Here is a 20,147-nt window from a genome sequence, read left to right as displayed (position 1 = left end):
CCGGTGCTCCTCATTCCTTGACCGCTGCGGTCTCGACGATGACGTTGGTGGCTTTGACGACGGCGACAGCGACGGAGCCCAGCTCCAGTCCCAGATCGCGTACGGCCTCGCTGCTGATCAGCGACACGACGCGGTGCGGCCCGCACTGCAGCTCGACCTGCGCCATGACCTTGTCCATGACGATGTCGGTGACGATCCCGACGAACCGGTTGCGTGCGGAGCGGCCGACATTGGACGGGTCCGGCGGCAGCACGGCGTTCTGCTTGGCGATCCTGGCGAGCTCAAGACCGTCGACGACCGTTCGCCCGCCTTCGTCTTTCGCGCTCGTCAGCACCCCGGCGTCGATCCAACGGCGCACGGTGTCGTCGCTCACCCCGAGAAACGCGGCGGCGTCCTTAACCCGTATCTGCGGCATGACAAGAACTCTAGACCGGCAGACGCGGCGAATCGAGCGGAATCGCTCAGAGCCCGACCCACTCCGACTCTCCGTCGGCGAAGTGCTGCCGCTTCCAGATCGGCACGCGCGACTTGATGAGTTCCACGAGCTCCGCGCACGCGGCGAACGCCTCAGCACGGTGGGGCGCGGCGACCGAGGCGATGAGGGCGAGGTCGCCGATGGTGAGCGAGCCGACCCGGTGCACGGCGGCGACGCGGAGGCCGGTGCGCGACGCGACCTCCTCGCAGCAGGCGCGCAGGAAGTCGTCCGCCTCGGGATGAGCGCGGTAGTCGAGCGAGACGACGGACCGGCCGCCGTCGTGATCGCGCACGATGCCCTGGAACGAGACCACGGCGCCGGCCTCGCGACGCCAGACGAACTCGTCCAGCGTGGTCGGGTCGAGCGGGCGGTCGGAGACGTCCGCGAACACATCGTTCATCGCGTCGCTCCCTCGTGGTCGCCGCCGCGCAGCTGGTCGAGCAGGTGCGCGAGCACGGGCTCCAGCACGGCCAGCCCATCGGCCACGCCACCGCGAGAACCGGGGAGGTTCACGACGAGGGTCGTCCCCGCGACGCCGGCGCGGCCGCGACTCAGTGCGGCGAGCGGGGTGGAGGCCGCACCGCGCGCCCGCAAGGCATCCGCCAGCCCGGGGAGCTCGCGGTCGAGCACCGCGGCAGTGGCCTCCGGCGTGCGATCGTCGGGAGACACCCCGGTGCCGCCGGTCGTGAGAACGACGCCGGGCCGCTCGGCGACCGCGGCCCGCAGCGCGGGGGCGATGTCGGCGTCAGCGACGACACGCACCTCGGGGCGGAGGCCCTGGCCGGCGAGCCAGTCCGCGATCAGCGGGCCGGTGGTGTCGGCCGCCTCTCCGGCGGCCGCGCGGGTGGAGGCGACGATGACCACAGCGGCGTCGGGTCGCGCCGCGGCCGGCGCGGCCGGCTGCGCCGCCGCCTCGATGTCCTCGCCCGGGCGTCGCCAGTCGCCGCGCTTGCCGCCGCTCTTGGCGACCAGCCGCACGTCGGTCATGCTGGCCGCCGGGTCGACGGCTTTGACCATGTCGTGCAGGGTCAGCCCGGCGACGGCGACCGCGGTCAGCGCCTCCATCTCGACGCCGGTGCGGCCGCGGGTGCGGGCGACGGCCTCCACCTCGATCGTGCCGGCCGTCTCGTCGAGGGCGAAGTCCACTCGCACCGAGGTGAGCGGCAGCGGGTGGCAGAGCGGGATGAGCTCGCTCGTGCGCTTGGCGCCGGTGATCCCGGCGATGCGCGCCGTGGGCAGCACGTCGGCTTTGGGCAGGCCGTCGGCCGCGACGAGCCGCACCACTTCGGGCGTGGTCACGAGCCGGCCACGGGCGACGGCCTCTCGATCGGTCTCCGGTTTCGCCCCGACGTCGACCATGCGGGCACGGCCGTCGGCGTCCAGGTGGGTGAGCTCGCTCATAGGGTCCAGACTGTCACGTCCGTGCCGGCCTCCACGGCCTCGGCGTCGGCGGGCAGGTCGATGAGCACGTCGGCGTTCGCCATGGCGGCCACCAGATGCGAGCTCGGGCCCGACACCGGGGCGACCCCGTCGGCGCCGGCGCGGCCGCGCAGGAACTGGCGCTTGCCCGGCACAGAGCGCACCGCCTCCGTCAATGGCGCGTGGCGCAGCGGAAGCTCGGGCAGCCCGGCGGCTTGCCGCAGCGGCGCGCGCAGGAAGACGGCGAACGACACCTGGGTGCTGACCGGGTTGCCCGGGAAGCACAGTACGGGGACGCCGTCGACGACCGCAGTCGCCTGCGGTCCGCCCGGTTGCATCGCGACCGTCGTGACCTCGGCGCCGCGGGGGAGGAGCACTTCGCGGACGACCTCGTAGGCGCCCTTCGAGATGCCTCCGGAGGTCACCACGAGATCGCTGGCGGCGACGGCGGCGTCGAAGATCCGCGCGAACGCCTCCGGGTCGTCGTCGCTGCTCGCCCGAAGCGACACGACCGCGCCGGCCTCCTCGACGAGCGCTGCGAGTGCCACGCCGTTCGCATCGAACACCTGACCGAAGCGCACGCTGTCGCCCGGCGCGGCGAGCTCGGAGCCGGTGGTCAGGATGGCGACGCGCAGGCGCGCCCGCACATCGACGGCGGTGACACCCGCCGCCGCCAGCGCGGCCAGATGGCGCGGCGCGAGCCGCGTGCCCGCGCGCACGAGCACTTCGCCGCGGCTGAGGTCGCTGCCGCGCTCGCGCACGAACTCTCCACGTTTCCTCGGCCGGCGGATCTCGACGACGGCGCCCTCGAGGTCGTCGTCCCTGCCGAGTACCAGCTCGGTGTCCTCCACGGGGACGATCGCGTCGGCGCCGCTCGGCACCGGCGCTCCGGTCATGATGCGGATCGCCGTGCCGGCGGCCAGGACGAGCGGCACCTCGTGCCCGGCCGGCACGTCGCCGGTGACCTCCAGCGCGACCGGGACGTGCGCGACGTCCGAGGCGCGGACGGCGAACCCGTCCATCTGCGAATTGCGGAACAGCGGTAGGTCGACCTCGGAGCGCACGTCCGTCGCTGCGACACGGCCTGCGGCCTCGGCGAGCGGCACGGCCTCCACATCGGGCTCGGCGGTCAGCGGCGCCAGGAGGCGGGTGACGTGGTCGGCATGCTCCTCGACGCTGCGCGGTGGGGTCATGCGTTCAGTATCCCGCGATGGTCAATAGCGCGGGAGGGCGGGGTCGATCTCGCGCGACCACGCGTCGAGGCCGCCCGCGAGGACGACGCTGGTCACGCCGACAGCGTCGAGCGAGCGGCGGGCGGTCTCGGCGCGCACGCCGTGGTGGCAGATGATGACGATCGGGTCGTCGCTCAGCCGATCGGCGACGCCCGCGGCGTCGCGCACGACGACGTCGAGCGGTACCAGCAGCGAGCCGGGCAATTCGGCGATGTCGGCCTCCCACGGCTCGCGCACGTCGAGCAGGGTGTGCGGCTGCCCGGTCGCAAGGCGCGTGGCGAGCTCGGCGACCGAGATCGAGATGACAGGACTGGAGGCGGCCGAGGCCGTGGCGGCGGGCTCGGGCGCGACGCCGCAGAACAGGTCGTAGTCGATCAGCTCGGTGACCGGCTCCGCGCTCGGGTCCGGGGCATACGCGAGCTCGCGGAACGTGCCGCGCAGCGCGTCGTGCACGATGACGCGGCCGAGCAGGAGGTCGCCCTCCCCGGTCACGAGCTTGATCGCCTCGCTCGCCATCAGCGACCCGATCACCCCGCAGACGCTCGGCAGCACGCCGGCCTCCGCGCAGCTCGGCACCGTGCCGGGCTCGGGGGGCTGCGGGAAGAGGTCGCGGTAATGCGGTCCGTGCCCGGCCCAGCTGAGGCCCACCTGGCCTCCGAACCGGTGCACGGCGCCCCAGACCACGGGAAGCGCGGCCAACAGGGCCGCGTCGTCCACCAGGTAGCGCGTGGGAAAGTTGTCGCTGCCGTCGACGACGAGGTCGAAACCGCTCAGGATGCGCTCGGCGTTCGCCGACGTGAGCCGCTCGGGGAACACCCGCACGGCGATCCCGGAGTCGATGGCCCGGATCGCGTCGGCCGCCGACGCCGTCTTCTGCCGGCCGAGGTCGCGCTCGCCGTGGATCGTCTGCCGGGGGAGGTTGCTCGCCTCCACGCTGTCGTCGTCGACGATCCCGATCGTGCCGAAACCCGCGCCCGCCAGCAGTGGGAGCACGGCCGAGCCGAGCCCGCCTGCTCCCACGACGAGCACCCGGGCGGCGCGCAGGCGGCGCTGTGCCGTCTCGCCGAAGCCCGGCAGCTGCTCGGTGCGGGCGTAGCGTGCGCGGAGCTCCGACGGGAGCGCGGGGCCGGGTGCCACGAGGGCGGGCGGACGATCGAGGGAGGCCATAACGCTAGTCAAGCACCGTCTGGTGGCTAGGCGACGTTCACGCTGATCGTGTGCAGCCCGGTCGCGCCGTCGGGCACGACGTCCGCCACCTTGGCGGTCTGCACCGTCCCGTGCGCGTCGGTGGCCCTGACCTTGATCGTGTGCGAGCCGGGGGTCGCGTCCCACGCGTACTTCCACTGCCGCCAGGTGTCGGCCGAGATCGCGTCCGCGAGCGTCGCCGGCTGCCACGAGCCTCCGTCGATCTGCACCTGCACGGCGCCGACGCCCACGTGCTGCGACCATGCGACGCCGGCCACGGCGACCGTGCCCGCCTTCACCTGCCGGCCGTCGCCGGGCACGTCGATGCGCGACTCCAGCTTGACCGGCCCGCGCTCCGACCAGCCGCGGTCGGTCCAGTACGACGTGGCCTTGTCGTACCGGGTGACTTCCAGCTCGACCACCCACTTGGTCGCCGAGACGTACCCGTACAGGCCGGGCACGACCATCCGCACGGGATAGCCGTGCTCGAGCGGCAGCGGCTGGCCGTTCATCCCGACCGCCAGGATCGCGTTGCGCTCGTCGGTCAGCGCCTCCAGCGGCGTGCCGGCGGTCCAGCCGTCCTGGCTGCGCGAGAGCACCATGTCGGCGTCGGCCGACGGCTTCGCCCGCGCGAGCAGGTGCCGGATGGGGTAGCCGAGCCAGAGCGCGTTGCTGATCAGGTCGCCGCCGACCTCGTTGGAGACGCAGGTGAGGGTCGTGATCGACTCCTCGAGCGGCAGGGCGAGCAGTTCGGCGAAGGTCAGCTCCACCTCCTCCTCGACCATCCCGGTGATCTTCAGCTTCCAGTCCTGCGGCTGGATGCCGGGGATCTGCAGGGCCGTGTCGATGCGGTAGAAGTCGGCGTTCGGCGTGATGATCGGCGACAGCCCTGCGATGTCGAACGAGGCGGCCGCCGGCACCGGCGGCGCAACGACGGCCGCCTTCGGCAGATGGAACGCGGCGCGCGCAGCGGCGGCGCCGCGGTAGCCGGACGCGATCACCTGGCCCACGACCGCTGCGAGGATGCCGCCGAGCGCGGTACCGATGGTCGCCGCGACGAACCGGCGCCGGCTGACGGCGCCGTCGGGCGCGACCCTGGTCGGCTCCGTGCCGCGCAGGAGCCCGATCAGCCAGCCGAGGAAGAGGATGCCGACCAGCGCGGCTAGGGCCGACGGCAGCACATCCACGATCCCGCCTCCGGCGCGGGTGATCGCGGCGAAAGCGCCGAGCGCCCCGCCGACGCCGATCAGCACGCGGCCGATCGGAGGCCGGCGCAGCTCGACCCACCCGGCCAGCCCGGCGCCGATCACGAGCGCGACGGCCAGCGAGACGATGAGGAAGGCCTTGTCCCCGGTGCCGAACACCCCGATGACGGCGTTCTTGAGCCACGCGGGCGTGAGGTCGATCACCAGCGAGCCGACGACCAGGATCGGGCTGCCGTCCTGCACGCCGACGGCGCTGACGATCTCCGCCGCACCGACGCCCGCGGCCACGCTCGCGACACCCGCTCCCGCGGCCCGCCAGAACGCTCTCATGGGGGAAGGATACGCACGCGATCCGGTGGATACGCCGAGCGTTCCTGCGGGGTGTCGGAGGAGCCTGTGACAGGCTTGGGCACTATGGCCTCCCTGCGCGTCGACGACCTCCCCGGCTGGACCGGCCCCGGCTCGGTCGGAGAGGACGCCGTCTACGAAGCCTTCGTGGCCTGGGCCGAGGGAACGGGGATCAGCCTCTATCCCGCCCAGGACGAGTCGCTCATCGAGATCGCGGGAGGCTCGAACCTGATCCTCTCCACGCCCACCGGCACGGGAAAGTCGCTCGTCGCCGTCGGGGCGCACTTCGCCACGCTGGCGCGTGGTGATCGCAGCTTCTACACGGCGCCGATCAAGGCGCTCGTCTCCGAAAAGTTCTTCGCCCTCGTCGACGTGTTCGGTGCCGAGAACGTCGGCATGATGACCGGCGACTCGTCGGTCAACGCCGACGCCCCGATCATCTGCTGCACGGCGGAGATCCTCGCCAACCTCGCGCTGCGGCAAGGGGAGGACACCCCGGTCGGGCAGATCGTCATGGACGAGTTCCACTTCTACTCCGACCCCGACCGCGGCTGGGCCTGGCAGGTGCCGCTGCTGATCCTGTCGCGCGCGCAGTTCGTGCTCATGTCGGCCACGCTCGGCGACGTGACGGCGCTCGCCGCCGACCTGAGCCGCCGCACCGGCCGTGAGACCGCGACCGTCACCGGCGTCGAGCGCCCGGTGCCGCTGCACTACTACTACGAGCTGACGCCCATCCACGACACGGTGGAGGACCTCCTGCACACCGGGCAGGCGCCGATCTACATCGTGCATTTCTCGCAGCTCGCCGCCCTCGAGCGCGCGCAGTCTCTGTCCAGTGCGAAGATCGCCAGCCGTGAGCAGCGCGACGCCATCGCCGACGCCATCGGCGAGTTCCGGTTCACGACCTCCTTCGGCCGCACGCTCTCCCGGCTGCTGCGGCAGGGCATCGGCGTGCACCACGCGGGGATGCTGCCCAAGTACCGCCGGCTCGTCGAGCAGCTGGCCCAGCGCGGGATGCTGCGCGTGATCTGCGGCACCGACACCCTCGGGGTCGGCATCAACGTGCCGATCCGCACCGTGCTGCTGACGGCGCTCACCAAGTTCGACGGCACCCGGACGCGGCAGCTCAACGCCCGCGAGTTCCACCAGATCGCCGGCCGCGCCGGGCGTGCGGGCTACGACACGGCGGGAACGGTCGTCGTGCAGGCGCCCGAGCACGAGAGCGAGAACGCCAAGGCGCTCGAGAAGGCGGGCGATGACCCCAAGAAGCGCCGCAAGATCGTGCGCAAGAAGGCTCCGGAGGGCTTCGTCTCCTGGGGAGAGCCGTCCTTCCGCAAGCTCGTGGAGGCCGAGCCCGAGACCTTGACATCGTCGATGCAGATCACCAGCGCGATGCTGATCAACGTGATCGGCCGCGGCGGCGACGTGTTCGGCCACGTCCGCGACCTGGTGTTCGACAACCACGAGCCGTGGAAGCGGCAGCTCGCCCTCGCCCGCCGCGCGCTCGGCCTCTACCGCTCGCTCGTGACCGCCGGCGTCGTGGAGGTCGTCGACGGCGAGATCCGGCTGACGGTCGACCTCCAGCCCAACTTCGCCCTCAACCAGCCGCTCTCGCCGTTCGCGCTCGCCGCGTTCGAACTGTTCGACGTCGAGTCGCCCTCGTACGCGCTCGACATCGTCTCGGTGGTGGAGGCCACTCTCGACGACCCGAGGCCCGTTCTCTCCGCGCAGCAGTTCCAGGCCCGCGGCGAGGCTGTCGCAGCCATGAAGGCCGAGGGGATCGAGTACGACGAGCGCATGGAGGCGCTCGAGTCGGTGACCCACCCCAAGCCCCACGAGGAGCTGCTCGACGAGGCGTTCGCCACCTACGCCTCCAGCCAGCCCTGGGTGGCAGACTTCGAGCTCAGCCCCAAGTCGGTGGTCCGCGACCTGTACGAGCGCGCCATGACGTTCGGTGAGTTCATCGCCTTCTACAAGCTCGCGCGGTCGGAAGGCGTCGTGCTGCGCTACCTGTCCGACGCCTACCGCGCCCTCAACCAGACGGTGCCGCTCGATCTTCGCACGGAGGAGCTGCGCGACATCGTCGAGTGGATCGGCGAGCTCGTGCGGCAGGTCGACTCCAGCCTCCTCGACGAATGGGAGGAGCTTGTCCACCCGGACGCCGCGAAACACGCCGCCGGATCGGGAGAGCTCGCGCCTCCCGCACCCCGAACCGTCACCGCCAACCGCCGCGCGTTCTTCGTGCTGGTGCGCAACGAGCTGTTCCGCCGGGTGCAGCTCGCGGCCCTCGACCGCGTGCAGGAGCTCGGCGCGCTCGAGAACGAGGCGGCGGCGCTCGCCGAGGCGGCGGCGCCATCGTTCACCGAACTGCAGTGGGACGAAGCGCTGGAGGCCTACTACGCCGAGCACGACGAGATCCTCACCGACGCCGCGGCGCGCTCGGCAGCGATGATCGTCGTCGACGAGAGCCCCGCCGAGCCGGAGGGCCTCTGGAGGGTGCGTCAGATCCTCTCCGATCCGGCCGGCGACCACGACTGGGGGATCGCCGCGGAGGTGCTGCTAGCCGATTCCGCGCGGGCGGGCGCCGCGGTCATCCGGGTGACGGGCGTAGACCGGTTGTGACGGTTTGACGCACGCGAGACGCGCGTGCGAGCATCTACACGGTCGCCTCACGGCACCAGGCACTCCGCATGAACCTCCGGTGAACTCTTATCGGCGGTCCGTCTCCACACGAGAAAGAAACCGGTGGATCTCACCCTCATCATCGTGCTGGTCATCGCGCTGGCCCTCTTCTTCGATTTCACGAACGGGTTCCACGACACCGCGAACGCGATGGCGACCCCGATCGCGACCGGAGCCATGCGGCCGAAGGTCGCCGTCGCCCTGGCCGCGGTGCTGAACCTGGTCGGTGCGTTCCTCTCCACGGAGGTGGCCAAGACCATTTCCGGCGGCATCATCAATGAGGGCCCGGGCGGTGTTCTGATCTCGCCGCAGCTCATCTTCGCCGGCCTGGTCGGCGCCATCGTCTGGAACATGGTCACCTGGCTCTACGGCCTCCCGTCGTCGTCGAGCCACGCCCTCTTCGGCGGGCTCATCGGGGCCGCGATCGTCGGGGCCGGGATCGGCTCGGTGAACTTCCTGGTCGTCCTCGAGAAGGTCGTGCTGCCGGCGGTCATCGCGCCGTTCACGGCCGGAGTCGTGGCCTATGCGGCCACCAAGCTCGCCTACGCCATCACACGGCGATACGACGGCCGCCCCGACGGACGCGGAGGCTTCCGCTACGGCCAGATCTTCTCGTCGTCGCTGGTCGCGCTGGCGCACGGCACGAACGACGCGCAGAAGACCATGGGCGTCATCACGCTGCTGTTGATCTCCGCGAATCTGCTCCCTGCCGGCAGCGGTCCGCCTTTCTGGGTCGTGGTCTCCTGCGCGCTCGCGATCGCGATCGGCACCTACTCCGGCGGCTGGAGGATCATCCGCACGCTCGGCCGGGGGCTCACCGAGGTGAAGCCGGCGCAGGGCTTCGCCGCCGAGACCAGCACCGCCGCCACCATCCTGGCCTCCAGCCATCTCGGCTTCGCGCTCTCGACCACGCAGGTCGCCTCCGGCTCGGTGATCGGCTCTGGGCTCGGTCGCCGCGGGTCGTCGGTCCGCTGGGGCACGGCGGGCCGCATCGCCATCGGGTGGGTTCTCACGCTCCCGTCGGCGGCGATCGTCGGCGCCGTCGCCGCCCTGATCGCGACGCTCGGCCCGGTGGGCATCGCGATCGACACGATCGTCGGCATCGCGGTCGTCACGTTCATCTTCTGGCGGTCGCGCCGCAACCAGGTGTCCAGCGCCGACGCGGTCGCGCCGGTGCAGGGCCAGAGCGACGTCGCCGCCTCCGGCCGGGTCGTGAAGATCAAGAAGGTCAAGCCGCTCAAGAAGGAGCGCGGCCGGAGGGAGTCCGCATGAGCGCGTTCCTGTCGTTCGTCGTCGTGTTCGCGGCCTCGCTCATCGGCGCCGGCGTCATCGTGGGCTTCTATGCGCTCGGCACCCGGATGCTGGCCGTCGCCGGTCGCGCGCTGTTCGTCGAGCCGGCCGAGTTCACCGACGCGATCACCGTGATCACGCCGGAGCAGGCCGCGAAGGCGCAGAAGAAGGCCGACAAGGCGCGCCGCAAGAACCCGCTCAGCGACGGGCAGAAGCGCGCGGCACTGGCCGCTGCGTACGCGTGCTTCGCTCTCTGCGGCGCCGGCGTCCTCTACGGCCTGTACCTGATCATCCCGTACTTCCACGGCTGACCAGACGCCGAAGGGCACGTAAACGCCCCTAAAACTCGGCTTTAGGGGCGTTTACGTGCCCTTCGAAAGCGCGGGCAGCGCTCAGTCCGTGCCGCGGACGCGCGCGATGCCGTTCATCACGTGGTAGACGACGATCGCGGCGATGGCGCCCAGCGCGATGCCGTTGAACGTCAGCTGCCCGAAGTTCAGCGTGAAGTCGCCGATGCCGATGATCAGCGCGGTGGCCGCCGTGAACTGGTTGACCGGCTTCGAGAAGTCGACCTTGTTGTCGAGCCAGATCTTCACGCCGATGACGCCGATCAGGCCGTACAGCGCCGTCGTGACCCCGCCGAGCACGCCGGCCGGGATCGTGTTGATCACCGCGCCGACCTTGGGGGAGAGGCCGAGGAGCACGGCGACGATACCGGCCACCCAGTACGCGGCCGTGGAGTAGACGCGCGTCGCGGCCATCACGCCGATGTTCTCGCCGTACGTGGTCGTTCCCGAGCCCCCGAAGAAGCCGGCGATCGTCGTCGCCAGACCATCGGCGAACAGCGCCCGGCCGGTGAGCTTGTTGACCGACGGGTCGGTCAGCTGGGCGACGCCGCGGATGTGGCCGACGTTCTCGGCGATCAGCACGAGCACGACCGGCAGGAACGCGGGCAGGATGCCCCAGGTCTGGGCTGGCGCGGTGAACGGGTTCGCCGGCAGCGTGAAGTGCGGGAGGCCGATCCACGGAGCGGCCGCCACCTTGCTGAAGTCCACCTGGCCGACGATCACCGCGAACACGTACCCGACGACGACACCCAAGAAGATCGAGAGCCTCCCGAGCATGCCGCGGAACAGCACGGTGCACAGGATGACCGCCGCCAGCGTCACCAGCGCGGTGACCGGCGCCTGCATGAAGTTGTTCTTGGCGGCGGGAGCGAGGTTGAACCCGATCAGCGCGACGATCGCACCGGCGACGATCGGCGGCATCAGGCCGTCGATCCACTTGGTGCCGGTGGCCACCACGATCAGGCCGACGATCGCCAGCAGGAGGCCGGTGACGACGATGCCGAACAGCGCGGACGGCATCCCGTGCGCCTTCGTCGCCGCCACGATCGGAACAATGAACGCGAACGACGAGCCCAGGTAGCTGGGGAGCCGGTTGCGTGTGATCAGCAGGAAGAGCATGGTGCCGACGCCCGAGAACAGCAGCGTCGTGCTCGGCGGGAACCCGGTGAGCAGCGGCACCAGGAAGGTCGCTCCGAACATCGCGACGACGTGCTGGGCGCCGAGCCCGATCGTCCGCGGCCACGTGAGCCGCTCGCCGGGCAGCACGACCTCGTGCGCCCCGACCTTCTTGCCGTCGCCATGCAGCTTCCAGGGCAGAGCCATGCGTGTCCTTATCGTGTCGGGAGGGGAATTAGGCTGGTACGGCGCTGTGACATAGCTTCGAATGCGCCACGAGCCAAACCTTTTCGATACTACGGGAGACCACCATTTCCGCTTCGACTTCCACACCCACGCCGACGGCCAAGGGCCGTCTGGACCGGTTCTTCGAGATCACGTCCCGCGGCACCACGTGGGCGACGGAGATCCGCGGCGGTCTGTTGACGTTCGTGACGATGGCCTACATCGTCATCCTCAACCCGATCATCCTGAGCTCGACGCCCGACGTGACGGGCCACTCGCTCGGCTTCGAGCAGGTCGGCGCCGTCACGGCTCTGAGCGCGGGCGTCATGACCGTGCTGTTCGGTCTCGTCGCCCGGCTGCCGTTCGCGTTCGCGGCCGGCCTGGGCATCAACTCGTTCCTCGCGGTGAACGTCGTCAAGGTGCTCACCTGGCAGGAGGCGATGGGCCTCGTCGTCATCAACGGCCTGATCATCGTCCTGCTCGCCGCCACCGGCCTCCGCCGCCTCATCTTCAACGCGGTGCCTCCGCAGCTGAAGACGGCGATCACCGTCGGCATCGGCCTCTTCATCGCCTTCATCGGCTTCGTCGACAGCGGCTTCGTGCGCAGCACCAAGGCGGCCTCGCCTCCCGTGCAGCTGGGGGAGGCCGGGTCGATCGCCACTCTTCCGACGCTGGTGTTCCTCATCGCACTGGTGATCATGGGCGTGCTGATGGCGCGCAAGGTGAAGGGCGCGCTGCTCATCGGAATCGTCGCGGCGACCGTCGTCGCCATCATCATCGAGGCGATCTTCCACCTCGGCTCGTCGGCGAAGAACCCGGACGGGTGGAACCTCTCCGTCCCGCAGCTGCCGACCTCCTTCGTTTCGGTGCCGAACCTCAGCCTGGTCGGCCAGTTCGACCTCTTCGGCTCGTTCGCCCGCATCGGCGGCCTCGCGGCGATCATGCTCGTCTTCACGCTCGTGTTCACGAACTTCTTCGACGCCATGGGCTCGATGACCGGCCTCGCGCGCAGCGCGGGCCTCGCGAATGACGACGGCACGTTCCCCCGTCTCCAGTCCGCGCTCATCGTGGAGGGCGTCGGCGCCGTCGTCGGCGGCGGCACCTCGGCCTCGTCCAATACGGTGTTCGTCGAGTCGGCCTCCGGAATCGGGGAGGGCGCGAAGACCGGCTTCGCGAGCGTCATCACCGGTGTGCTGTTCCTGCTCGCCATGTTCTTCACACCGCTCACGAGCGTCGTCCCGAGCGAGGTCGCCGCAGCGGCGCTGGTCATCGTCGGAGCACTGATGGTGGTCCAGATCCGCCACATCGACTTCCACGAGTTCTCCAGCACGCTGCCCGTGTTCCTGACGATCATCGTCATGCCGTTGACCTACTCGATCGCCAACGGCATCGGCGTCGGCTTCATCTCGTGGGTGCTGGTGCGCTCGCTGTCCGGCAAGGCGCGCGAGATCAGCCCGCTGCTGTGGATCGTCGCCGCAGGCTTCCTGGTCTACTTCGCCCGCGGTCCGATCGAGACGCTCCTCCCGCACTGACACGGATTCCGGGGTAACCCCTGAGCGCAACCGGGGGTTACCCGGATGTGCTCGGGGGCACGGCATCGCTTGACTGGACGCATGACGACAACCAGTCCCAACCCCTACACGACGGCTCCGGCCCGCACGCTCAGCATCACCAGCTTCGCGCTCGGACTGGCGTCGATCGTCTTCAGCTGGACTTTCCTCGCACCCATCGCCGGTCTCGTTCTCGGGATCCTCGCCCTCGGCCGCGAACCGCAGGGCCGCACGCTCGCCATCTGGGGGATCGTGCTCAACGCGGTCATGCTCGCCGGCATCCTGATCGGCCTGCTGATCGCCGTGGTCGGCTTCGGCCTGGGGCTGGCATTCCTGCCGTTCCACTGGGGCATCGCACACCTCTGACCGAAGGCTCCTGCGCGGCCTGCGAGAATGGAGGGATGGAACCGTCCCCACTCGTCCGCCCGCGCAGCTTCGTCATCCGGGGCAGGAAGACCGAGGCTCAGCAGCGCGCGATCGACGAGTACTGGGGCGAGTACGGCATCGACTTCGACGGCTCGCCGCTCGACCTCGACACGATCTTCGGGCGTTCGGCGCCGCGCGTGGTCGAGATCGGCTTCGGCAACGGCGAGAACCTCCTCGCCCTCGCCGAGCGCCACCCCGAACGCGACTTCCTCGGGATCGAGGTCCATGGCGCAGGGGTGGGCCGCGTTCTCGCGGTGGCGCACGAACACGGGCTCACGAACATCCGGGTGGTGCGGCACGACGCGGTGGAGGTCTTCGAGCGGGGGCTGGGCGCCGGCAGCGTCGACGAGGTCCTGATCTTCTTCCCCGACCCCTGGCCGAAGGCGCGTCACCACCGCAGGCGGCTGGTGCAGCCGGACGTCGTTCGGCTGCTCGTCGGCGCGCTGAAGCCGACAGGCGTGCTGCGGCTCGCGACCGACTGGGAGCCGTACGCCGAGCACATGATCGACGTCCTCGACGCCGAGCCGGCCCTGGTCAACGTCGCGGGCGCAGGCGGCTTCATCCCGCGGCCGGACGAGCGACCCGTCACCAAGTTCGAGCGGCGCGGCGAGCGGCTCGGGCACGCGATCTTCGACCTCGAGTACCGCCCGCGCTGTTGAGGGTCGCTCCCGTGTGATGATGGGCGCATGACCTCCGAGTCCACGCTCCCCGTCGGCACCGTCGGCACCGTCGCCGCCGTCCCGCAGACCGTCGCCGCCCTCCGCACCGCCTTCGACGCCGGCCGCACCAAGCCGCTCCGCTGGAGGCTGGCGCAGCTCGACGGTCTGCGTCGCATGCTCACCGAGCGCGCCGCCGAGTTCGAGGACGCCCTTCTGGAGGACCTCGCCAAGAACCCGACCGAGTCGCAGATCGCCGAGCTGGGCTTCGTGGTGGGCGAGATCGACCACATGCGGCGCAACCTGCGGCGCTGGCTGCGCCCGCGCCGCGTATCCGTGCCCGGGGCGCTCCTGCCGGCCCGGGCCAAGGTCGTGCTGGAGCCGGTCGGCGTCGTGCTCGTGATCGCGCCGTGGAACTACCCCGTGCAGCTGCTGCTCGCTCCGCTCGTCGGCGCGCTGGCCGCAGGCAATGCGGTCGTGCTCAAGCCGAGCGAGCTGGCCCCCGCGACCTCCGCTGCGATGGCGCGGCTCGTGCCGCAGTACCTCGACCCGGCGGCGGTCGCCGTCGTGGAGGGCGCGGTCGAGGAGACCACCGCGCTGCTCGCCGAGCGCTGGGACCACATCTTCTTCACCGGCAACGGCCGGGTCGGTCGCATCGTCGCGGCCGCCGCCGCCGAACACCTCACCCCGGTCACCCTGGAGCTGGGCGGCAAGTCGCCCGTCTACGTCGACGACTCCGTCGACCTCGCAGCCGCGGCCAGGCGGATCGCCTGGGGCAAGTTCATGAACGCCGGCCAGACGTGCGTCGCGCCGGACTACATCCTGGCGTCCCGCGCGGTGGCCGGCCCGCTCGCCGACGAGCTTTCGACGGCGCTCCGTGCGCTCTACGGCGACGACCCCGCGCAGAGCCCCGACTACGGGAGGATCGTCAACGAGCGCCAGTTCGATCGGCTGACCGGCCTGCTGGGCGCGGGGCGCACCGCTGTCGGCGGAGAGTCCGACGCGAACTCCCGCTACCTCGCGCCGACCGTGCTCGTGGACGTGCCGCGCAATGCGCCGGTGATGGGCGAGGAGATCTTCGGTCCGGTGCTGCCGATCGTCACGGTCGACGGCCTCGACGACGCGATCGCGTTCATCCGGAGCGGCGACAAGCCGCTCGCGCTCTACGTGTTCACCGAGCGGCGGGAGGTGCGCAGGCGCTTCCTCACCGACACCAGCTCCGGTGCGGTCGGGTTCGGCGTTCCCGCTGCGCACCTCGCCGTCGGCGGCCTCCCGTTCGGCGGGGTCGGCGAGAGCGGTTCGGGCGCCTACCACGGGCGCCGCTCGCTCGAGGCCTTCAGCCACGAGAAGGCCGTGCTCTCCAAGCCCCTCGCGCCCGACACCATGCAGCTGATCTATCCTCCCTACACCGGGGCGAAGGACCGCTTCGCGCGCGGTCTGCTGCGCAAACTGGGCTGAGCGCAGCCGCTCTCGACAGCGTGTCGAACATCGTCCGGGATCCCGGACGATGTGTCCATCTCGCGTGCACGCACCGGGGGTAGGCTCGGCACTGCCGGGCGCCACGAACGGCCGGCGAACCCCCGATCGCCAACGCACAACGAGAGGCAATGGAGCCAAGCGTGGATTCCACAGCAACGATGGACGAACCGAAGACTCACCCGATCCCCGTCATCGACACCTCCACCGGCGTCGGCGTCGTCGACGCGTCCGAGAACGTGTCCGACGTCCCGACCCCGAGCGCGGAGGGACGACCCACCCGCGTGGAGACCGACTCGCTCGGCAGCCGCGAGATCCCTGCCGACGCGTACTGGGGAGTCCACACCTCGCGCGCCCTCGAGAACTTCCCCATCGCCAAGCGGCCCATCTCGGTCTACCCCGACCTGATCGTCGCCCTGGCCGCCGTCAAGCAGGCGGCCGCGCGCGCCAACCTCGAGATCGGTGTGCTCGACGAGCACAAGGCCGACCTCATCGATCGCGCCTGCCAGCTCATCATCGACGGCAAGTTCCACGACCAGTTCGTGGTGGGCGTCATGCAGGGCGGCGCCGGCACCTCGACCAACATGAACGCGAACGAGGTCATCGCCAACATCGCGCTCGAGCTCGACGGCCGCCCCAAGGGCGACTACGCCCACATGAGCCCGATCGACGACGTCAACCGCAGCCAGAGCACCAACGACACGTATCCGACCGCGATCAAGATCGGTCTCACCTTCGCGCTCGGCCACCTGCTCGACGAGCTGGCGCTGCTGCGCGACTCCTTCGCGGCCAAGGGCCGCGAGTTCCGTCACATCCTCAAGGTCGGCCGCACCCAGCTGCAGGACGCGGTGCCGATGACGCTGGGCCAGGAGTTCCACGGCTTCGCCACCACCCTCACCGAGGACCACGCCCGGCTCACCGAGACGAAGTGGCTGCTGGCGGAGATCAACCTCGGCGCGACCGCGATCGGAACGGGCATCACGGCCGACCCCGGCTACTCCGCCTCAGCGGTTCGTCACCTGAACCTCATCACCGGCCTCAACCTGGAGACCGCACCCGATCTGATCGAGTCGACCAGCGACGCGGGCGCCTTCATGTCGTTCTCGGGATCGCTCAAGCGCAGCGCTATCAAGCTGTCGAAGATCTGCAACGACCTGCGCCTGCTGTCGTCCGGTCCGCAGGCCGGTCTCGGCGAGATCAACCTCCCTCCGCGCCAGGCCGGGTCGAGCATCATGCCGGGCAAGGTCAACCCCGTCATCCCGGAGGTCGTGAACCAGGTCGCGTTCTCGGTCGCCGGCGCCGACGTCACGGTCACGATGGCCGCCGAAGGTGGCCAGCTGCAGCTGAACGCGTTCGAGCCGGTGATCGCCCACTCGCTGCTGCAGAGCATCACCTGGATGGCGCAGGCGTTCCACACGCTGCGGGTCAACTGCGTCGACGGCATCACCGCCAACGAGGAGCGCCTCGGCGCGATGGTGGGATCGTCGGTCGGCGTGATCACCGCGCTCACCCCGCACATCGGCTACGCCGCTGCGGCCGCGCTCGCGAAGTCGGCGCTGCTGACCGGGCACAACGTCGCCGACCTGGTCGTGGAGGCCAAGCTGATGAGCCGCGACGAGGTCACCCGTCTGCTGTCGCCCGCGCGCCTCAGCGGCCTGGAGGCGATCACCACCTCCATCCCGATCGTCGAGGCCGAGGCCATCGAGAAGGCCGAGAAGGAGCGCGCCGCGCAGCCCGAGTAGGCCGCGTCGCCCCCTGAACTGCCCCTCGACGTTCGAAGTGCGCCGCTCAGCGGGGGTCGGACGAGCGGAAGAGGGCGATCATGTCGCGTGCGAGCTGGTTCGGCGCCGTCTCGCACGGGCTGTGCCCGGTTCGGTAGACCGCCAGCCGGGCGCCCAACGCGGTCGCGTTCGCCGCGTGCAGATGCGTCGGCCACAGATCGTGGTCGCCGGTCGCCACCAGCACGGGGAGGCCGATGGCGGCGACGCGGGCGCGCACGTCCGGCACGTGCTTCATCAGCCCGACGATGTCGTCGACGCTGGATCGCCGCGTGAGCGCGAACCGCGACCGCACGAACGCCAGCCTGGTCGGCCCGACCTTGTTCTTGTTGGTGACGATGCCCCAGATCATCAGGCCGGCGCCCTGGCGCCCGTTCAAGAACCAGCTCAGCCAGCCGATGACGCGCACCCCGCGGAACGCCTGCCCCGGTTCCGGCGGCGACGTGAGCAGGGTCAACGTGAGGAACAGCTCGGGATGATCGACGAGCGCGAGCTCGGCCAGGATGCCGGCGAACGAGTAGCCGAGCACGTGCGCAGGCGCACCGTCGCGGAGGAAGGCCACGAAGTCGGCGACGAGCAGGTCGTATGTGTAGCGGCCTCCCGCTGGCGGGCCGGCGTGCGCGGATTCGTACTGGCCTGCGAGGTCGTAGCTCTGCACGTAGTAGCCCGCGGCCACGAGGATCGGGGCCAGGAGGTAGAAGTCCTCCTTCGATCCGGTCGCGCCCGGCACGAGCACGACGCGCGGATCGGCCGGGTCGCCGAGGGCGACCACCGCGAGTTCGCCGCTGGGCGCCCGGAAACGCGAGAAGGTCGCTCCGACGGGTGCGATCGACCAGTCGATATCGGGGAGGACCGCGTCGAGGCGCGCCGCCTCGTCGCCTCCGCCCGCGACGCCGGGTCGCCGTTCGCCGATCGACATGCATTCACGCTAGCCGACGAGTCAGCCGGATGTCGGCGATCCGACGGAATGAGAGCGGATTGATCAGGCCGTGCCGCCTGGGCGGCGGAACCCGATCAGTTCACTCGGCAGTACGTGGTGAGGTACCCGATGCCGCCGATCGACACCGTGACCGTGGAGCGATCGCGCAGGAAAACCGGGGGAGTGCGGGAGTATCCGGCGCCTCCCGGGCTGCCGGTGGAGATCAGAGTTCCCGGCTGGATGGTCGCCGACCGTGACAGGAACTCGATGATCTCGGCGACCGAGCGCACCATGTCGGCGGTGGAGGCATCCTGCAGGATGGCGCCGTCGACATTCGTCGTGAGCCACAGATCTTGCGGGTCGGCGATCTCGTCGGCTGTGACGACCACCGGGCCGTTGGGGGTGAAGCCGTCGAACGACTTGCATCGCGACCACTGGGCCTCCGAGAACTGGAGGTCACGAGCGGTGATGTCGTTGACGACCGTGTAGCCCCACACGTAGTCGAGGGCGTCGCGCACCGACACGTTGCGCGCGGGCTTGCCGATGATGACGCCGAGTTCGGCCTCGTAGTCGACCTGGGTGGTGAGGTCCTCCGGCCAGGCGGTGGTGCCCCCGTGCCCGGCGAGGGAGTTCGGCCACAGCGAGAACACCGTGGCCGCCTTCTCGCTGCGCAGCTTGAGCTCGGAGGCGTGCGCTGCGTAGTTCGCGCCGATCGCGATGACCTGCGGAGGGCGCAGCACGGCCGACGCGTGGCGCAGCTCGTGCACGGGCACGAGGGGGATGCCGGTCGTCACGGCTTCGTCGACGGTGGCGCGGATCCCGGCGAGGGCGTCGTCGCCGCGCTCGATGAGATCTTGGAGGTCGCGCGGAGGTTCGGCCAGGAGCTCGTCGAGGAACAGGGCCCCGTCTCCGATGACGGCCGCCAGCCGTGGCGGCGAGTCCGAAGTGGTGCTGAGGTGCGAGAATCTCACACTGTCCAACCTATCGGTCGAAGGGGTGAGGACACGAACCGCGCGGTCGGGCGAAACGCGCAAAACGGGCGCGGCTACGCCATGGCGCCCGGGGCGTCCTCCGTGTGCTCCTCCTGCCAGCGGCGGCGGGCGGCTTTCCGCCGCCACGGCGTCTCCTCGGGCAGGTGCATCCTGAGCGTTCCGAACGCCCAGCGGATGCGACGGCCGAACCCGCGCCAGGTCGAGAACGGTCGCGCCGAGATGCCCACCAGGAGGCGCTCGTCGTAGCGCACGACCACTCCGGGGTCGAGGTGGATGGCGAGGTCGAGGTCGTCGTGCACCTCGCGCAGGCCGCTGTGCACGCGGCCGCGCACGTCGCGCCAGACCTCCCGGCGCATCGCGAAGTTGGAGCCGAAGATCGGCGGGTGCCCCAGCCAGATCTCCATCGACCAGAAGTAGCCGCCGATGTAGAGCAGTTGCCCGAGGCCCGCTACGAAGGTGTTGCCGTCGTAGAAGACGCCCGGTCCGGTGAGCACGCCGATCGCCGGTGCGTCGACGAACTCCGCCTCGATGTGGAGCAGCCAGTCGACCGGCGGCCGCGAGTCCGCGTCGAGACGCGCGATGATGTCGCCGGTGGCCGCGTCGTACCCCGTGGCGGAGGCGGGGAAGATCCCGCGGACCGGCTGCTGCAGCACCCGGGCGCCTCCCGCGACGGCGACGGCGGCCGTGTCGTCGACGCTGCCGTTGTCGACGACGATGATCTCGTCGGCGGGCCGGAGCTGCGCCGCCAGGTCGGCGAGGCATCGGTGCAGCATCTCGGCATCGTCGAGTGCGGGGATCACGACGGTGATCGAGGGCACGAGAACGC

General features: G+C 70.5%; 18 protein-coding genes. 8 read left to right on the top strand and 10 right to left on the bottom strand.

Going from position 1 to position 20,147, the window contains the following annotated elements; genetic code table 11:
- Positions 1–10: 10 nt before the first annotated feature.
- The 6 genes from AC0HS0_RS14995 to AC0HS0_RS14970 are packed head-to-tail and all read right to left on the bottom strand — an operon-like array spanning position 11 to position 5,846.
- Positions 11–415, bottom strand: coding sequence for a TOBE domain-containing protein (locus tag AC0HS0_RS14995; protein ID WP_472964849.1), 405 nt, complete (start codon positions 413–415; stop codon positions 11–13).
- A gap of 46 nt (positions 416–461) precedes the next feature.
- Entirely contained in the window at positions 462–875 is a 414-nt protein-coding gene (locus tag AC0HS0_RS14990; RefSeq protein WP_472964848.1) for a molybdenum cofactor biosynthesis protein MoaE, read from the bottom strand.
- Complete coding sequence (moaCB, locus tag AC0HS0_RS14985) at positions 872–1,876, bottom strand: bifunctional molybdenum cofactor biosynthesis protein MoaC/MoaB (protein ID WP_472964847.1); 1,005 nt, start codon at positions 1,874–1,876, stop codon at positions 872–874. The genes AC0HS0_RS14990 and moaCB overlap by 4 nt, the downstream gene beginning before the upstream one ends.
- A complete protein-coding gene (locus tag AC0HS0_RS14980; RefSeq protein WP_472964845.1) occupies positions 1,873–3,087 on the bottom strand; it encodes a molybdopterin molybdotransferase MoeA in 1,215 nt (404 codons plus the stop codon). The genes moaCB and AC0HS0_RS14980 overlap by 4 nt, the downstream gene beginning before the upstream one ends.
- Positions 3,088–3,108: 21 nt before the next feature.
- The gene (locus AC0HS0_RS14975; RefSeq protein ID WP_472964844.1) at positions 3,109–4,293 is read right to left on the bottom strand and encodes a ThiF family adenylyltransferase; all 1,185 of its coding nucleotides are present in this window, start codon (positions 4,291–4,293) and stop codon (positions 3,109–3,111) included.
- Between the two features lie 26 nt (positions 4,294–4,319).
- Complete coding sequence (locus AC0HS0_RS14970) at positions 4,320–5,846, bottom strand: molybdopterin-dependent oxidoreductase (RefSeq protein WP_472964842.1); 1,527 nt, start codon at positions 5,844–5,846, stop codon at positions 4,320–4,322.
- A gap of 84 nt (positions 5,847–5,930) precedes the next feature.
- Here AC0HS0_RS14970 and AC0HS0_RS14965 point away from each other — a divergent pair, with 84 nt between their 5' ends.
- The 3 genes from AC0HS0_RS14965 (at position 5,931) to AC0HS0_RS14955 (ending at position 10,147) form a co-directional block, all read left to right on the top strand.
- Positions 5,931–8,486, top strand: coding sequence for a DEAD/DEAH box helicase (locus tag AC0HS0_RS14965; RefSeq protein WP_472964841.1), 2,556 nt, complete (start codon positions 5,931–5,933; stop codon positions 8,484–8,486).
- Positions 8,487–8,609: 123 nt separating this feature from the next.
- A complete protein-coding gene (locus AC0HS0_RS14960; protein ID WP_472964839.1) occupies positions 8,610–9,818 on the top strand; it encodes an inorganic phosphate transporter in 1,209 nt (402 codons plus the stop codon).
- A complete protein-coding gene (locus tag AC0HS0_RS14955; RefSeq protein ID WP_472964838.1) occupies positions 9,815–10,147 on the top strand; it encodes a peptidase in 333 nt (110 codons plus the stop codon). The genes AC0HS0_RS14960 and AC0HS0_RS14955 overlap by 4 nt, the downstream gene beginning before the upstream one ends.
- 81 nt (positions 10,148–10,228) lie before the next feature.
- On the opposite strand, the gene AC0HS0_RS14950 is transcribed toward AC0HS0_RS14955, so the two are convergent.
- On the bottom strand, positions 10,229–11,506 hold the full coding sequence (locus tag AC0HS0_RS14950) for a uracil-xanthine permease family protein (RefSeq protein ID WP_472964837.1): 1,278 nt from the start codon (positions 11,504–11,506) through the stop codon (positions 10,229–10,231).
- Between the two features lie 149 nt (positions 11,507–11,655).
- Between AC0HS0_RS14950 and AC0HS0_RS14945 the strand changes: the two genes are divergently transcribed.
- The 5 genes from AC0HS0_RS14945 to AC0HS0_RS14925 all read left to right on the top strand — a co-directional run bounded on the left by AC0HS0_RS14945 (position 11,656) and on the right by AC0HS0_RS14925 (position 17,374).
- Positions 11,656–13,056, top strand: a complete 1,401-nt coding sequence (locus AC0HS0_RS14945; protein WP_472965007.1) for an NCS2 family permease — start codon at positions 11,656–11,658, stop codon at positions 13,054–13,056.
- 81 nt (positions 13,057–13,137) lie between these two features.
- Positions 13,138–13,440, top strand: a complete 303-nt coding sequence (locus AC0HS0_RS14940) for a hypothetical protein (RefSeq protein WP_472964836.1) — start codon at positions 13,138–13,140, stop codon at positions 13,438–13,440.
- Between the two features lie 35 nt (positions 13,441–13,475).
- Complete coding sequence (gene trmB / locus AC0HS0_RS14935) at positions 13,476–14,159, top strand: tRNA (guanosine(46)-N7)-methyltransferase TrmB (protein ID WP_472964835.1); 684 nt, start codon at positions 13,476–13,478, stop codon at positions 14,157–14,159.
- Positions 14,160–14,186: 27 nt separating this feature from the next.
- A complete protein-coding gene (locus tag AC0HS0_RS14930) occupies positions 14,187–15,614 on the top strand; it encodes an aldehyde dehydrogenase family protein (protein ID WP_472964834.1) in 1,428 nt (475 codons plus the stop codon).
- 179 nt (positions 15,615–15,793) lie between these two features.
- Positions 15,794–17,374 (top strand): aspartate ammonia-lyase, encoded by a 1,581-nt coding sequence (locus AC0HS0_RS14925; RefSeq protein WP_472965006.1) that lies wholly within the window; start codon positions 15,794–15,796, stop codon positions 17,372–17,374.
- Between the two features lie 46 nt (positions 17,375–17,420).
- Here AC0HS0_RS14925 and AC0HS0_RS14920 read toward each other — a convergent pair whose 3' ends face one another.
- The 3 genes from AC0HS0_RS14920 to AC0HS0_RS14910 form a co-directional block, all read right to left on the bottom strand.
- Complete coding sequence (locus tag AC0HS0_RS14920; RefSeq protein ID WP_472964832.1) at positions 17,421–18,329, bottom strand: alpha/beta fold hydrolase; 909 nt, start codon at positions 18,327–18,329, stop codon at positions 17,421–17,423.
- Between the two features lie 95 nt (positions 18,330–18,424).
- Positions 18,425–19,300, bottom strand: coding sequence for a fumarylacetoacetate hydrolase family protein (locus AC0HS0_RS14915; protein ID WP_472964831.1), 876 nt, complete (start codon positions 19,298–19,300; stop codon positions 18,425–18,427).
- A 74-nt stretch (positions 19,301–19,374) separates the two neighbouring features.
- The gene (locus tag AC0HS0_RS14910; protein ID WP_472964830.1) at positions 19,375–20,139 is read right to left on the bottom strand and encodes a glycosyltransferase family 2 protein; all 765 of its coding nucleotides are present in this window, start codon (positions 20,137–20,139) and stop codon (positions 19,375–19,377) included.
- Between the last annotated feature and the right edge of the window lie 8 nt (positions 20,140–20,147).

This window comes from Leifsonia sp. PARNA 1/14, assembly GCF_055720965.1.
The sequence above is the reverse complement of the archived record's forward strand: the minus strand, read 5'-3'. Positions and strand labels throughout refer to the sequence as shown.